The 14750-nt window shown below is 49.3% G+C and carries 11 protein-coding genes and 1 pseudogene; 5 read left to right on the top strand and 7 right to left on the bottom strand.

Annotated features, from left to right (window positions below):
* Positions 1–9 precede the first annotated feature (9 nt).
* Positions 10–1233: a response regulator gene (locus NZM05_04520; protein MCS7012881.1), complete on the top strand. Its 1224-nt coding sequence runs from the start codon at positions 10–12 to the stop codon at positions 1231–1233.
* Between the two features lie 103 nt (positions 1234–1336).
* Here NZM05_04520 and NZM05_04515 read toward each other — a convergent pair whose 3' ends face one another.
* The gene (locus tag NZM05_04515; GenBank protein ID MCS7012880.1) at positions 1337–3280 is read right to left on the bottom strand and encodes a glycosyltransferase; all 1944 of its coding nucleotides are present in this window, start codon (positions 3278–3280) and stop codon (positions 1337–1339) included.
* Positions 3281–3580: 300 nt separating this feature from the next.
* Here NZM05_04515 and lpxB point away from each other — a divergent pair, with 300 nt between their 5' ends.
* The gene (lpxB, locus tag NZM05_04510; GenBank protein ID MCS7012879.1) at positions 3581–4777 is read left to right on the top strand and encodes a lipid-A-disaccharide synthase; all 1197 of its coding nucleotides are present in this window, start codon (positions 3581–3583) and stop codon (positions 4775–4777) included.
* Positions 4778–4847: 70 nt separating this feature from the next.
* Here the strand turns inward: lpxB and NZM05_04505 are convergent, their stop codons facing one another.
* Positions 4848–6014 carry a 1-deoxy-D-xylulose-5-phosphate reductoisomerase gene (locus NZM05_04505; protein MCS7012878.1) on the bottom strand — a complete coding sequence of 389 codons (1167 nt, stop codon included), beginning with the start codon at positions 6012–6014 and terminating at the stop codon, positions 4848–4850.
* A gap of 65 nt (positions 6015–6079) precedes the next feature.
* Entirely contained in the window at positions 6080–7399 is a 1320-nt protein-coding gene (locus tag NZM05_04500) for a hypothetical protein (protein ID MCS7012877.1), read from the bottom strand.
* Between the two features lie 275 nt (positions 7400–7674).
* Here NZM05_04500 and NZM05_04495 point away from each other — a divergent pair, with 275 nt between their 5' ends.
* Positions 7675–9837, top strand: a complete 2163-nt coding sequence (locus tag NZM05_04495; protein ID MCS7012876.1) for a tetratricopeptide repeat-containing sensor histidine kinase — start codon at positions 7675–7677, stop codon at positions 9835–9837.
* Positions 9838–9932: 95 nt separating this feature from the next.
* Here NZM05_04495 and NZM05_04490 read toward each other — a convergent pair whose 3' ends face one another.
* The 3 genes and pseudogenes from NZM05_04490 to NZM05_04480 all read right to left on the bottom strand — a co-directional run bounded on the left by NZM05_04490 (position 9933) and on the right by NZM05_04480 (position 12047).
* Complete coding sequence (locus NZM05_04490) at positions 9933–11159, bottom strand: argininosuccinate synthase (GenBank protein MCS7012875.1); 1227 nt, start codon at positions 11157–11159, stop codon at positions 9933–9935.
* Positions 11160–11289: 130 nt separating this feature from the next.
* Complete coding sequence (gene argR / locus NZM05_04485; GenBank protein MCS7012874.1) at positions 11290–11748, bottom strand: arginine repressor; 459 nt, start codon at positions 11746–11748, stop codon at positions 11290–11292.
* Positions 11749–11876: 128 nt separating this feature from the next.
* Positions 11877–12047, bottom strand: a pseudogene (locus NZM05_04480) (glycosyltransferase).
* A gap of 129 nt (positions 12048–12176) precedes the next feature.
* Between NZM05_04480 and NZM05_04475 the strand changes: the two are divergent.
* Positions 12177–12854 carry a class I SAM-dependent methyltransferase gene (locus NZM05_04475; GenBank protein ID MCS7012873.1) on the top strand — a complete coding sequence of 226 codons (678 nt, stop codon included), beginning with the start codon at positions 12177–12179 and terminating at the stop codon, positions 12852–12854.
* 1 nt (position 12855) lies between these two features.
* Entirely contained in the window at positions 12856–14061 is a 1206-nt protein-coding gene (locus NZM05_04470; GenBank protein ID MCS7012872.1) for a hypothetical protein, read from the top strand.
* Here NZM05_04470 and NZM05_04465 read toward each other — a convergent pair whose 3' ends face one another.
* Positions 14062–14709 (bottom strand): MCP four helix bundle domain-containing protein, encoded by a 648-nt coding sequence (locus tag NZM05_04465; protein ID MCS7012871.1) that lies wholly within the window; start codon positions 14707–14709, stop codon positions 14062–14064.
* Positions 14710–14750 lie beyond the last annotated feature (41 nt).

The raw sequence follows: 14750 nt of genomic DNA, 5'->3' as shown, positions 1-14750 counted from the left end.
AAAGATGCTATGGCAAAGGCGCAGCTTGAACGCAATCAGCCTTCACGCACTCCACTTCGGCTTTTACTGGTTGACGACGACGACTTCGTGAGAGAAACGGTCGCCCAGAGCCTGACCTTAGTCGGCTATCAAGTCCACACGGCTGCCAGCGGTGCAGCCGCTCTGCAGAAGTTCGAAGCGCTCTGCCCTGACATCACGTTGCTTGATATTCGCTTGCCTGACCTTAGCGGATTTTCTGTGCTCAAAGCCTTGCACAAGTTGCAACCTCATGCGGAGATTATTTTCATCACAGGGGAGGGCGATATGGCACTGGTTATTGACGCTTTGCGCAGCGGCATTTCTGACTTTGTGCCCAAACCCTTGTCGCTGGAGACGCTACTGCCTGTTTTGGAAAATGCCGAGCGGCGACTGTGGCAGAAAAAAGCCTCTGCAAGCCCCCAACCCACAGAGCTGCCACGACTTTCTCTTTCTCACAGCGCTCTCGCACTGCCTATTCAAATTCAAGCCTTTGGCAGCTTGGTGGTGCAAATTCACGACCGCATCATCTACGAAAATGACTGGCAGAATCTTAAAACCGCAGCTGTCTTTAAGATACTGCTTTTGCATCATCAGCAAGTTGTACGCACTGAACAGCTGATTGACTGCATCTGGCCAGAGGTCTCCACGCGCAGCGCAGAAGTTATGCTTTTCAGTGCGATTTCCTTCATTCGCCGGCTGTTTGAGCCCAACCTTCGTGTGGCTCGCCAGTCCAAGTATATTCGCACACACCCCTCTGGCTATGAACTCAATCTCGGCACGCTGAATGTGGATTACTGGTATGATGTGGAAGCCTTCGAGGCTGCCTTGAAAGAGGCACAGCGCAGCCAGTCTGCAGAAAAGTACTACGCCGCAATTGAACTTTACCGTGATGAATTCCTCAAAAATGACGCTGAGTATGAATGGACTAGCTACAAGCGTCAGATGCTTAAAGACCTCTACCTTAATGCGTTGCAAGTGCTACTTAGCAAAGCACAAGCCGAGCAAAACCTCGCAGTCGTGATTGAGCTCGGGCACAAGATGCTACAAGCTGACCACCTTTATGAACCTGCCTATACGGTACTAATAGAGTCATACTTGCAGCAGCGTCGTCCTGCAGAGGCAAAGAAAGTGCTTGCACTCTGCGAGCAAAATTTTCGTATGCACTTGGGCACGTCTGCACCTTCTTACATTAGGGAGCTGCTTCGTGGTCGCTAAGGGAACTGCTCTCTGCACCTATTATATCAGAGCCAGAGAACATGCTTTGCCCTCTTGCTTTTAGCCGCCCTGCAGGGAGAGCGCAATAACTTGACTTCCTCGCTCACTTCTTAGCAAAGAGACTTTTCAGCAGGATTTCCATATCAAGCCCCAGCGAAGAATTTTTGGCATAGAAGAGATTTGCTTGTTCATGTTGTTCAGGTGTCATTGCACCTTGTAGGGCTGCTAAGCTCCAGACCCCTTCTTGCCAGCCTGCCACATGATTTGCTGAGGCTTGAGTGCCTCTTTGCACCGTGCTCATACCTACCCAAGTCTTCTTTCCGAGTAGCACCTCCCATATATCCGAGAGCGGCTTATGTCGTCGCCACAGCAGCACAGCTGTTAGCGGCAGCCATAGCACAAGGTCAAAGATTCGCTTAGAGAGCTGTCGTGAGAAGCGAGTGAGCGGCAAATCCACCTCGACCAATGGCACCGCTGTTGAAAAACTTTCAATAGAGCCTTTCCCAATCACCACATCTAAACCACTGGGCACAATTTTGCATTCGACGGCAGAACGGCTACATTTTGCAATCGCTGCTAAGGCAGCTGTGTTGCTTACCTCTGACGCTACAAAGATTAGCTCACTTAGTCGATTGATGCGCACAATGTCCACCACATCGTCTAACCTTCCCAACACTTGCAAGTGATGCATACCATCACTTGACGGGCTGACAAATCCCACAACTTCATAGTTCTTGGAGATATCGGCTTGCAACTTTGTCGCCACTTCCATTGCTGCTTGCCCTGTGCCCACAACTGCCACTCGCTTTCGGCGCGCTATTGCCCCACTGAATGGGCTTTGCCGAATCGCTCGCCAGAGCACCCTCCAGCCGCTTAGGAACAGCAGGGAGCAAAGAAAGGACACAGTTAGTCCCACGCGCGAGAACGCATACTGCTTGAAGAAAAATGTTAGCGAGGCATTGACCAGAAAACCGAACCCCAGTCCTAACCAGAGCGTTTTAAGCGCATATCGCTTTGTATCGGCGTATTGACCAAACGCAAGCAAGGACGCCAGCCAAATTGCTGTGTAAGCAGGTAGCACAATGCTTACAAATTCAGCTGGGTAGACGGTGAACTTGTATCGAAAGCCGATAAAAATTGCAGCCACGACAAGTGCCAGGTCTAACATCGGTATCACTAATCGCACCAGCACACGCCGCAAAAATGCCAGCGCTGCCCGCGCATAAATGCCCACCACCAGCAGCGCCTCAAACAGCCGAGAATAACGCGAGCGATAATGTTTGCGCACAAAAATCAGCATTGCTTCATAGAAACGAACCACGTAGTTGAAACTTTCTTTCTTTGTGCTCTCACCTTTGTAGTGAATAATCTGTGTGCCCGGATAGTAGTAAATTTTCCAGCCTGCTTGCTTGATGCGATAGCACCAGTCCAAATCTTCGCCATACATAAAGAAACTTTCGTCAAACAATCCCACCTGCTCCAAGACTTCGCGGCGAAGAAACATAAATGCGCCCATCAGCGCATCGACTTCATAAGTTTCATCAATCGGCAAGTAAGTAAGGTTATAGCGGGCAAAGCGGCGGCTTTTCGGGAAGAGCGTGGACAGTCCAATTAGCTTGTAAAACGAGATCTCAGGCGTTGGGAAACTGCGCCGACACGAGAGCTGAAATGACCCATCAGCATTAAGCAGCTTGCAACCTGCTGCCCCAATCTTTTCATCTTGCTCCATAAACGCAATCATCTTGCGGAATGTATCTTCTTGCACAATCGTATCAGGATTCAGCACCAGCACATACCGCCCCTTGCACTGCCGTAGGGCTTGATTGTTGGCTCGGCTAAAGCCCACGTTCTCGCTATTGAAGATGAGATGCACATTTGGCAGATGTGCAAACTGTGCTCGCAGCATAGCTTGTGTGCCGTCAACTGAATGGTTGTCGACCACAAAAATCTCTGTCTCAATGCCGTCTGCCGCTTTCAGCACAGAGCGCAAGCACTGTTCCAAGAAAGTCTTGACATTGTAGCTGACAATTACAACAGACAGTGTCATTCGGGCTTGCGGCAAATTGAAGAGCCAAGAAATTTTGCGAAATTACAACAATCCTAAATTCAAGTGTGTGCAATCGCAATCCGCGTTGCCGTCTTGCCAAGAGACACACATGACAAAGCATAGCGATGATGAAGATACCTGTTGGCAGTGAGTTGGCGTTCCAGCCCCATCAGTCTGCAGGCATCCAGAGAGGGTGAGCATTGCTACGCGCGCAATCAATCGTGGGCGACACTCTGAAGTGCAGAGTCTGCCATCGCATCGTGAATTGATTTGTGTCAACTAAACTGCGTTCTGAATTCGATGAGCTTCAGTTCTGACTCTACGCCGACGCTTTTCGTGGTTGCTGGTGAAGCGTCGGGCGACCTACATGGTGCTTGGGTGATGCGCGAGCTGCTGAAAGCCGTGCCTACCTTACGCTTTTTCGGCATTGGCGGCGTGCACTTGGCTGAGCTGGGAATGCAGCAGCTTTACCGCGCCGAAGAGGTCAATCTGGTTGGGTTTTTGGAAGTCGCAAAGCGGTTTAACTTCCTGCGCCACGTGATGCGCTCACTCAAGGCTGCTATCTTACAGGAAAAACCTGATGCGGCTTTACTTATTGACTATCCCGGAATGAATCTGCGTCTTGCAAAGTTTCTCAGCGAGCAGCGCATTCCTGTTATCTACTACATTGCGCCGCAAGTTTGGGCTTGGCGTGAGAAACGCGTGGAACTGATTAGAAAGTATGTCTCTCGCCTCTTGGTGGTCTTTGAGTTTGAGCAGCGCTTTTTTGCAGAGCGGGGTGTGTCTGCCACGTTTGTCGGTCATCCTATTTTGGAAGAAATTGCGGCGCACAAGTTGCCTAGTAAGTCCGACTTTTTACGCGCTCACCATTTGCCACCTTCACAGCGTTTTATCGGTCTTTTGCCTGGTAGTCGTCAGAGCGAGGTTAAGGCAATGTTGCCACCGATGCTGGAAGCTGCAGCGCATCTGGAACGTGAGTTCGGCACACGCTCGCTCTTAGGTGTAGCCAATACGATTCCTCCTTCTCTTTACCAGCTGCTGCTTGCACGCGCTCCCGTAAAGCCTATTTATGCTTCTGCCTACCAAACTCTTGCATACAGCGACCTTGCACTGGTTACATCAGGCACCGTGACACTGGAAGCCCTGGCATTTGGCACCCCAATGATTGTGCACTACAAAATGGGACGGCTTAATTTTGAGATTGCTAAACGCTTAGTCAAAATCAGAAAAATCGCATTGCCGAACCTGATCATTGAAGGCATAAAGGGCGACACGAAACTGGTGCCTGAGCTAATTCAAGACGCCGTCACTGCCGAGAACATTTATCGCACCGCCAAATCTCTCCTCACAAATGAGGCGCAGTTGCACGCTATTCGCTCCCGCCTACTGGCTGCGCGCACAGAGTTAGGCAGTCTCTCTCCTTCAAAAGAAGTTGCCAAAGTATTGCTCGATGTGATTAGTTGCTCACGTCGCACCAGTCCTGTGCTTCTTTCTTAGTCGTGCAGACTCTTTCCCTTCAAGCAACTTGCAAGCACAGTTCTTTTCTCGAGCAAAGCTTAAGCGTTACTTAGAGCGATAGCGCCGATACACCTGCTCGCTCAAAGGTCTGGCGGCGCGTTTCACGATCAATTTCAATCAAATCATCAAGGCTGAGGCTTTGACCGTTCTGATGCGCATTTAGTGCTTCTTCAATAAGTTCAGGAATTCTCACAAATGGAATTTTCTCTTCGAGAAAGAGCGCAACTGCCGCTTCATTTGCTGCATTCAGAACAGTTGGGTAGGATGCACCTTGCTCAATGGCTTGGTAGGCAAGTGCTAAACAGCGGAATTTTTCTTTATCGGGGGCTTCGAAATCAAGGCGCGCCAGCGTATGCCAGTCTATTCTTGGATAATCGGCTGGGAAACGCTCAGGGTAGGTTAGCGCATACTGAATCGGAATTCGCATATCCGGTGTGCCCAGTTGCGCTTTAATGCTTCCATCAGCAAATTCCACCATTGAGTGAATGATAGACTGTGGATGCACCACCACTTCAATTTTTTCCAGCGGGACGCCGAAGAGCCACTTTGCTTCAATGACTTCCAAACCTTTGTTCATCAGGGTTGCGGAGTCAATCGTAATTTTGCGCCCCATTTTCCAGTTCGGGTGGCGCAGCGCTTGCTCGAGCGTAATGCGATGAAATTCCTCTTTGGGCAGGGTGCGAAATGGACCACCTGAAGCGGTCAGAATAATCTTGCTAATGCTCTCTGGCGGTTCGCCTACAAGGCACTGAAAGATGGCTGAGTGTTCGCTGTCAATTGGCAATAGCGTGCCGCCGTATTCTCTAAGCAGCTTGGTGATGATTTCCCCTGCCACGACTAAGGTCTCTTTGTTTGCTAAACCGATGCATTTGCCGCATTTCAAGGCTTCAACCGTAGGTTTCAAGCCAGAGAAACCAACCAGTGCTCCAATGACAAAGTCGCTGTCGCTGCGACGCGCAATGTCGCACAGTGCTTCTGGACCTGCCATGACCTCTATTGGCTCGCCATGCAACCGCTCACGCAGCACAGGCTCTAAGGCTGGATTTGTGATTGCAACTGCGCGCGGGCGAAACTGCAGCGCCTGTTCTGCCAGCAATTCCACATTGTTATTTGCGGTGAGATACTGCACACAAAACTTGTCAGGGAATCGCGCAATCACATCTAAGGAATTTCGCCCGATTGAGCCCGTAGAGCCAAAGATGGTGATTCTTTTCATAAATGTTAGCCAATTGTGCAGTCTTGCTCGCTTAGTTGGAAAACCATTTTCTGCGTTAGGGAATTTCAAGCTGGCATCACGATTTTGCCCTTCGCGGTCAAAACCCAACCCAGCTCGCTTTTTTTGACCAAAGCAGGTCGCTCTATGCGAAACCCTTTCTGAATATCTCCTGCTGTGCTCAGCTCATAGACGGGTGCAATGCTCTCTTGCATCAGGAAATCAGATATCGGAAATGACGGCAAGAGAAACATTTCGTAATATCCCTCCGAGTTAGGCTGCCGTGCCACCAAGAAACTGCCATTTTTATTTTCCAGAAATTCCGGGCAACATGTAGGGTTGCTGAACACCTCGTCGAAATTCGACATTGTGCAGACTGTCACTTGACTCATAAATGCTTGCTCAGCCTCCGGCGTTGCGAGCATTTGATATGCCGCCAGCAGCGATGTCTCTTGTTTCTGCTGTACACTGCCGTCCAGCAACAGTTCTGTCTCTTCGGGTAGTAACAATTGGTCTGAGACTGGTTCATCGTCTTTTTTAGTCTGCGACTCTTGCGCCAGTGTGTTCAGTATGAACAGGTCTTTGCTGCGGCTATCCGACAGATCTATGGCATTATCATCTAACAGTAGTCCCAACTCAGTGGGTTCTTGCAAAGTTGTTTTCTCAATAGTGGGCTTTTCCACATCTGAGATTGCTGGGGTTGCATTCTCTGCAGCAATTAGTTCCCTTTCCTTGTCGGCCGTGCGTGGAGCAGAGCGCTTTTCAGCGTCCGCTTTCGGCGCGGACTGGGGACTGGTTGGCAGCTCAGCCCTCTCGTCGGTATATGTCGGGGCAACAGGCGCCACTGGCTTTGCGCTATCAAAAGATTTGGGAATGGTCTTGCTTGCCGTTTTTTCTTTCGCAGGTTCTTCTCCTGTCTGGGCTGCCACAGTCACTTGAGCTGACTCGGTATGCAGCGACTTGCTTTCTACGACCACAACCGCCGTTTCCAGTACGCTTGGAATTTGTTTAGGCGGCGCAGGAGGCAGTGCTGCAGCCAGACGTCGCCGCAAGATAAAAAGCAACGCGCCCGCTCCTGCCCCAAATGAGACTATCACTGCAATGATGATTGCCGCAAGCCCAAATCCCTCTTCTTTTTTAGCCGGTTCTTTCTTCGCTGTGGCTTCCGCTCCCTTGCTCATCTCCGCACCAGAGGACTCTGCAGTTTCTTTTTTGGCATCGCTTGGCGAACGGGCTTCACTCTTCTTTGCGTCACTTTTCTTTTTGCTCGATTTTTTTGGCTTCTTCTCGTCGCTCTGGGAAACACCATTTTCACTTTTCTTCACCTGCAGCTCGAGAGAGGCGGACTTGACACCGCAGTTGCCAATTTGAAGGATCTGGGTAGGCATACTCAAACATAGCCAGCAGCACAGATACGCAGGAAGGATAGAATACATTGCCGTCCGATTTGAAGTCCGCTTGAATGTGTTGGCAAAGTGCGATGTGAAACCTCATCGCCTCACTGCCGACTCACCTCCACAGCTCGGCACAATATAAAACGCTCTGCTAAGCTGTCAAAAGTGCACGGCGTGGGATGCGTTAAGTGTTTCGCTGGAAAGCTGACTTCGTGCGTAGCAACCCTTCTTTTGTGTATCTTCATACAAATTTCTACACGCTTTTGAAGATGCGATGCCGCTGTGTTGTAGCGGTTGTGTGGGGTTTTTTGAGCGCAGCGCCGCTGCTGCCTGCTCAGACACTCTCTGAACTAGACTCTTTGGAGCAGCGACTGCCTAGCGTATATGGTGAAGCTCGGCTTGCTCTCCTGCAGGAACTTGCTTCTCGATATCTTCGCATTGAGCTTCAGAAAGCTCAACTTTTCGCTGAGGAAGCTATTGAGCTTAGCCAAACATTAGGCAGCCGCAAATCGCACGCTTCTGCACTGGAAACGCTTGGGCTCATCTACGAGAAAAAAAGCCAGTATAGCGATGCGTTGCGTTTGCATCACCAAGCAATGGACATTCGTCAAGCAATCGGTGATAGTCTTGGTGTTGCATCTTCACTTAATCACATTGGGAGTGTCTACTTAGCGCAAAATCGCAGCACGGAAGCTCTGGAGTATTATCTGCAATCCCTACGCATAAAGGAGCAGCTTCATCATCGCCTATCTTTGGGCATCACGCTTTCCAACATTAGCAACCTCTACTATGAGCTTGGCAATGTTAGTGAAGCACTACGGTATCAAGAGCGTGCTTTTGAAATTGCTAAGGAGCTTAATGACAAAACGGGCATCGCTACTGCGCTTAACAACATTGCCAACATTTATGACGACCAAAATCGAATTGAGGACGCCAAATCCTACTACGAGCAAGCCTTAGAGATTTGCCGAGAAATTGGTGACCAAGTAGGGGCTGCTACAGTGCTCAACAATCTTGGCTATGCGGAGGAGCGCAACGGCAATTTCACAAAAGCCCTATTGCGCTATCAAGAAGCGCTGACGCTTAAAGAAAAAATTGGCAACAAAAGCACTCTCGCTATTACGCAGCAATCTATTGCGGAGCTTTATGAGAAGATGGGAAACTACACCGCAGCGTTGGACTTTGGCAAAAAAGCGCTTACTAATGCATACCAAGCTGGCTCAATGCGCACGGTTGCACAGGTCTATGAGCTACTTGCACGCATTGAAGCCAAATGCGGCAATTACAAAGCAGCCTTTGAGTATAGTCTCGCCTTTGCACGAGCAAGAGACTCCGTGCTCAACGAAAGCAGTGCCAAGCAGCTTGCAGAAATTCAGGAAAAATATGAATCAGAAAAGCGGCAACGAGAAATTGCTCGCTTGCAACACGAGAAAGAAATCCAAGCCCTTGCACTTTCACGTGAAATACTTTTGCGTAACTCCCTAATCGGGATTGCGCTGCTCGCCTTTGCCCTTGCCCTGACCGCTTATCGTGCTTACCAGAACAAGCGAAAAACAGAGGCTGCACTGAAAGAAAAAAATGCAGCGCTGAATGCAGCCCTCAAAGTTGCCGAAGAGCAGCGCCAGATTGCGGAAGAAGCCAGCCGTATTAAGACTGAGCTTTTGTCCATTGCTGCCCACGACCTTAAAAATCCGCTTCAGTCCGTCGTAGGTTTTGCAGAGCTTGCAAGCGAAGAGCTGTCTCAGCTCTCTTGCTCCACTGAGTTTGTGCGGTTAAATGCAGTTGCACTCTTTCTCCAGAGAATCCACTCATCTGCGCAGCGGATGTCGGAACTCATTAGCCACCTGCTTCAAACCGCTGCTCTCGAGAGCGGTCAAATTCGCCTGAATCGTCGCCTCACCAATCTTAGTGAGCTGCTCTCACTGACCATTTCTGATGCAGAAGTGCAAGCTCGACGCAAGTCTCAGACAATTCACACCTGCATTCAGCCAAATTGCTTCGCAGAGGTAGATGCCAGTTGGATACGAGAAGTCTTTGAGAACCTTTTGAGTAACGCCATCAAATACAGTGAAGTTGGTCAGCGTATCACCGTAGAATGCTATAAGACGGACAATGCCTCACAACCAGCCTTAGGCAATTCAGTGCAGGGCGAGGCTGCAATTGTGATAGCCGTGAAAGATGAGGGACAAGGTTTCAGTGAGGAAGATAAGGAGAAAGTGTTCGGCAAGTTTCAGCGCCTTTCGGCGCGTCCAACAGGCGGTGAAAGCTCGACTGGATTAGGATTAGCTATTGTGAAGCAACTCGTGGAACTCCACAGTGGAGAAGTCTGGGTAGAAAGTGAGGGTAAGGGCAGGGGCGCAGCTTTCTTCGTTAAACTTCCCGCTGCCCCTGCGCCGCCGATACCTACTGTTGCCTCTGCAAACTCAACATAGCCTTTGCCTGCTGCGCCACCGCTTGGGCAGCCACGATGCATTGCTGACACAATTAGGTTAGCTCGCTTCTGCCGTCACTTTGCTGTCGCATTTCATTACCTTGCTGTCACTTCTTGTGATACTGGCTTACCGTTGACACGGTAGTAAGTCTTGAGCGGCAAGCTGTAAATCTTGATAAACCCGCTGCTGGCTTTGTGGTCGAAAGTGTCTTCTTCAGTGTAGGTTGCAAGGCGTGTGTCGTACAGTGAGTTTGGTGACCAGCGTCCTAAAAGTTCCATGTTCCCTTTGTAGAGCTTGAGCCGAACTGTGCCGTTAACGACCCTCTGCGTTTCTTCTACGAAAGCATCCAGTGCAAAGCGCAGCGGTGAATACCATAGCCCGTTGTAAATCAGATCAGCGTAATCGTGTGAGAGTTTGGCTTTGTAGTGCATCGTGTCTTTGTCAAGCGTAAGCCGCTCGAGCTCGCGGTGAGCAAAGTGCAAAATCGTTGCGGCTGGTGCTTCATACAGCTCGCGTGACTTAATGCCGACCAATCGATTCTCCACTAAATCCAAGCGACCGATAGCGTTTTTGCCTCCAATCTCGTTGAGCGTCATAATGAGTTCCACGGGGTTCATCTTCTTGCCGCCAAGCGCAACTGGAACACCACGCTCGAATTCAATTTCAATTGCGGTCGGTGCGTCAGGTGCTTCTTCGGGTGAGACTGTGCGTTGATACGCATCCACTGGTGGCGGCATGCGTGGGTCTTCGAGTGCACCGCATTCAATTGAGGTGCCCCACATATTTTCGTCAATTGAGTAGGGACTTTCTTTCGTAGCTTTGATGGGAATGCCGTGCCTTTGGCAATACTCAATTTCTTCCTCACGTGAGCGAAACTCCCACTCGCGCAGCGGGGCATACACTTTAAGTTCAGGGGCAAGGGCTGCAATCGCTGCTTCAAAGCGAACTTGGTCATTGCCTTTGCCTGTGCAACCGTGTGCTACAGCCGTGCACCCTTCAGCTCGGGCAACTTCCACTAGTGCTTTGGCAATGAGCGGTCTGCCTAATGAGGTTGCCATAGGGTAAGACCACTCGTAGAGTGCACCTGCTTTGAGTGCTGGGAAGATAAAATCTGTCGCAAATTCCTCTTGCAAATCCAGCACGATAGCTTTCTTTGCGCCCGTTTTGTAGGCTTTTTCTTCTACGCCTTGTAGCTCTTTTTGCTGACCCAGATTGACCGTGAGTGTAATGACATCGGCATTATACTTTTCTTGAAGCCACTTGGCGATGACGGACGTATCCAACCCGCCAGAGTATGCGACAACGATTTTTTCTTTTGACATTCTCGAGCGTGTTTTGCAGTTAGTGTTTGTATTCAGCTATGATTTGGAACACTTCAAGTCCCCTTGTTTCCAGCGCTCACAGCTGCGCTGCCGGACAACTTGCTTTCACATTCTCGTTCTGCTTTGACAATCATTCTGCTTGAAAAATCGCTTCTTTGATGCGCCGCACGATGGCGGAAATTTTTTTTGTTGAAGTGGGCGCAATGAAAATGGTGTCATCTCCTGCGATTGTGCCAAGAATGTCAGGAATGTCCAAGCGATCGAGAATCTCTGCCACGCCAGACGCACGTCCGCGCAAGGTTTTAATTACAATCAAACTTTCGTTGGCATGAATAGATTCAATTTCATAGCTAATCAAAGCGCGCAAGCGATGTGCTTCGTTTTCAGGCTGCAGTTGATACCATGCGCCCTCAGGCGTTGAGACTTTGGCGATGCCCATTTCCTTCAAATCGCGCGAGAGTGTGGCTTGATTTACCTCAAAACCACGCCGCGAAAGTTCTTTTGCAAGTTCTTCTTGACTGGAAATTTCTTTCGTTGAAAGAATCTCCTTAATAGCCAGCTGGCGCTGCGCTTTTTCTGATGACGACATACCTTTTCTCTCACTTGCAGTATGCACCGCACGACCCACGAAGATACAAAACAGCTCTCAGTCTATGCTTTGCACACCGTTAATAGCAAGGCACTATTCGTTGTAATCAGCAGCCTTATTAATGGATGCTACTTCGCCTTGTGATTTGCGGCAGTTGTAGGTGTCTGGTGCAAATCTGGGAAATTCATCGCATCTGAGAGAATGTAGATGGGTCGCTGCTTAACCTCGTCGTAAATGCGTGCAATATACTCGCCAATGATGCCAATGCTCAGTAACTGCACACCCCCTAAGAACAAAATCACGACTATCATCGATGCCCACCTCTGCGGCTATGTGTGAAAATTGTGGAAAAGTGTATATTTTTGCTCAGTTTCAGCCCTTAGGCTTTCCGCTAGCGGCTATCACACTGCAATAGACGACGCAAAGGTATGCAAAAAATAGACTTTGATAACTTTGCGAAAAGTTACGACCAAATTATGGAAGCCCAGCTAAAGGGCTTTGGCGAAGAAAGTGCTTACTTTGCTGAATATAAGGTGCGTCTCGTAAAAGAGCGCTTGCAAAAAACCAGCTCAGCGTTGCCGAGCACTATTCTTGAATACGGTTGCGGCACAGGTCGAAATTTGCCATTCTTCAGAGAGTATTTCCCCGATGCTGTGATAGAAGGCTGTGATATTTCTGCGGAAAGCTTAAGTATTGCGGCTCGCCGAGCCCCTGATGCTGCGCTGTATCTCTTGCCGAACAATCTGCCTAAGAAGCAATACGACCTTGTGTTTGTGGCTTGTGTCTTTCACCACATCCCTCCAGCAGAACGCGCCGTTGTCTCTGCACAAATTTATGACTTAATGAAACCCTGTGGTGAACTTTTCATTTTTGAGCATAATCCATATAACCCTATTACGCGCCATCTTGTTAGCACCTGTCCTTTCGATAAGGATGCGATTCTGCTAACGCCTGCAGAACTTGCAACTTGTATCAGTGCTTCTCACTTGAGATTAGTAGAAAAACGCTACACTCTTTTCTACCCTGCGCCATTGAAGAGACTACGTCCAACTGAAGCCTATTTAGGTTGGTTGCTCTCGGCGGACAACACTATATCCGTGCCGTAAAATGACTTCTTCTGCACTTGATTCTCTGCCTACGCTTTTCCCGCGTCTAATGCCAGTACGCCAGTGGGACTTACTCACTGCTGTTGCTGCCCAGAGCTATACACCCTCGCCACCGCCTTTGGTCGGGATTGTACAAACTGATTCAGGCGTTGCTTATCGTGCATTGGGCGCAACGGATGATGCAGGATTATTCTACCTTTTGCCGAAACTTGTTGCCTTTCTAAATCTGCCACTCAATGTGGTTTGGGCGCTTTGGTTCTTTGGTCTGCTTGTGCTTACACTGGTAGTTGGAATTTACAGCACGGTGCGTTTGCTCCAATCACCTTCAGCAAAAGCGCTTTACCTCATTGAACTTGTCGTTCTGACTGTGCTTATTGTGAAGGTCGGCGATGTGTATCAACTTGCCCCCTGCCTTGCACTGGTAGGTGTGCCGCTTGCACTGCAATACTTCTCGAAACCAATTGATGAAAAACGGTTTCGGATTGGTATGGCAGCACTTGTGGCGGCTGGGGTCATATTTGGCTGGGCACACCTGATTCGTGCACATTCTGCGACGGCGGTCTTACTCTTCATCGGAACGCTGCTCTTATGTGCTACGCAAATCGCTTGGCCAAAGCGTGGGTTGCTCCTTGCAGCGTTGATTATAGGATTTGTCTTGCCGCAGGTTTATATGAAGCCAGTTTTTGACGCACGCGATTCCTTTCTTCAAGCACGAGTTGGATACCGCTCAATCGCACGTCAGCATCCATTTTGGCACTCTGTCTATATTGGTTTCGGCTACCTTAGCAATGAGTATGGACTAGCCTACAGAGACGAAGTCGCAGAGAAAAAGGTGCGTGAAATTGCACCCGACGCTGAGTATTGTTCACCAGAATATGAGGCTGCGCTGAGGAAAGCTGTTATTGACCTTGTAAGGCAAGATTATAGATTCGTTGTGCAGACTCTGCTAGCGAAGTCTGGTATTCTCCTGATTAGCCTATGCATTGCTGCAAACATTGGACTCATAGCAGCTATCCGACGCCCTAAATCGTGGGAGATTGAGCTTGCATTTGGGCTAGCAATAGGATTCAGTGCTCTTCCTGGTATCTTAGTAATGGTGCGCCCCCCCTACATCTTGGGCTTTTTTGCTTTCGCAATGCTTTATGGAGTCTTTAGTCTGGATGCGGCTTTGCAGCGAACGCAAGTGGCAAGTTCGCTTGCTTCATAACTACACTCGGCTTTGTGCGCGCTCAAAATACTCAATACCAATAATCCACGAGAGCACGGCTACAGCACAACTTGCTATGACAATCACCGAGATTAGGCGCGATGAGTTGGTTGCTTCCGTTGCCATATCTGCCATCTGTGAAGCGCTGCGCATTGCCACGCTGACCAGTGTGTCGAAGCGCGCCGTTAGCGTATCGTCAAGTGGCAAAAGACGATTTCGGAAAATCGCATACGCATCACCCTTCCGACCTGCACGCGAATAGCGAATCATTTCTCGGCTAATTGCAAGGTAGCGCTCATGGATCGCCTTAGTTTGCTCAAAGAGAATGCGCTCACGGTCGGAGACCATCAATTCCAAGTAAGCCTTTTCATGCTCACTGTAGCTTTTTTCCTCGGCTTGCATCGCAGTCTCTTGCCGCACCATGTCGAGCGAATCCTCAGCCAAAAGATGCCGTAGCTCGTGGATTTGATAGTCCGATACATCGGTGCTCATACTGGACACGTGATAGACGCTTGGCAACATTGTGCGCACAATTTCAAGTGCCTCACGGCTCACATCACCCTCATAGTTCAGTGTGTAAAAGTTGGAAAAAAGTAGCAGCGCAAATACAAATAGCGTTAGCGCATAGCGTTTGATAAAGTTCCACATCGCTTTTTGGGTGATTTTGAAGAGAATTAATGCAAGAAACC

The organism is Chloroherpetonaceae bacterium (genome assembly GCA_025056565.1).
Lineage (GTDB): Bacteria > Bacteroidota > Chlorobiia > Chlorobiales > Thermochlorobacteraceae > Thermochlorobacter.
The sequence above is the reverse complement of the archived record's forward strand: the minus strand, read 5'-3'. Positions and strand labels throughout refer to the sequence as shown.

Bases quoted from the DNA above. Each gene is read 5' to 3' on its own strand.
- NZM05_04520 (MCS7012881.1), top strand. From the start codon at position 10: ATGGCAAAGGCGCAGCTTGAACGCAATCAGCCTTCACGCACTCCACTT.
- NZM05_04515 (MCS7012880.1), bottom strand. From the start codon at position 3,280: ATGACACTGTCTGTTGTAATTGTCAGCTACAATGTCAAGACTTTCTTG.
- lpxB (MCS7012879.1), top strand. From the start codon at position 3,581: ATGAGCTTCAGTTCTGACTCTACGCCGACGCTTTTCGTGGTTGCTGGT.
- NZM05_04505 (MCS7012878.1), bottom strand. From the start codon at position 6,014: ATGAAAAGAATCACCATCTTTGGCTCTACGGGCTCAATCGGGCGAAAT.
- NZM05_04500 (MCS7012877.1), bottom strand. From the start codon at position 7,399: ATGCCTACCCAGATCCTTCAAATTGGCAACTGCGGTGTCAAGTCCGCC.
- NZM05_04495 (MCS7012876.1), top strand. From the start codon at position 7,675: ATGCGATGCCGCTGTGTTGTAGCGGTTGTGTGGGGTTTTTTGAGCGCA.
- NZM05_04490 (MCS7012875.1), bottom strand. From the start codon at position 11,159: ATGTCAAAAGAAAAAATCGTTGTCGCATACTCTGGCGGGTTGGATACG.
- argR (MCS7012874.1), bottom strand. From the start codon at position 11,748: ATGTCGTCATCAGAAAAAGCGCAGCGCCAGCTGGCTATTAAGGAGATT.
- NZM05_04475 (MCS7012873.1), top strand. From the start codon at position 12,177: ATGCAAAAAATAGACTTTGATAACTTTGCGAAAAGTTACGACCAAATT.
- NZM05_04470 (MCS7012872.1), top strand. From the start codon at position 12,856: ATGACTTCTTCTGCACTTGATTCTCTGCCTACGCTTTTCCCGCGTCTA.
- NZM05_04465 (MCS7012871.1), bottom strand. From the start codon at position 14,709: ATGTGGAACTTTATCAAACGCTATGCGCTAACGCTATTTGTATTTGCG.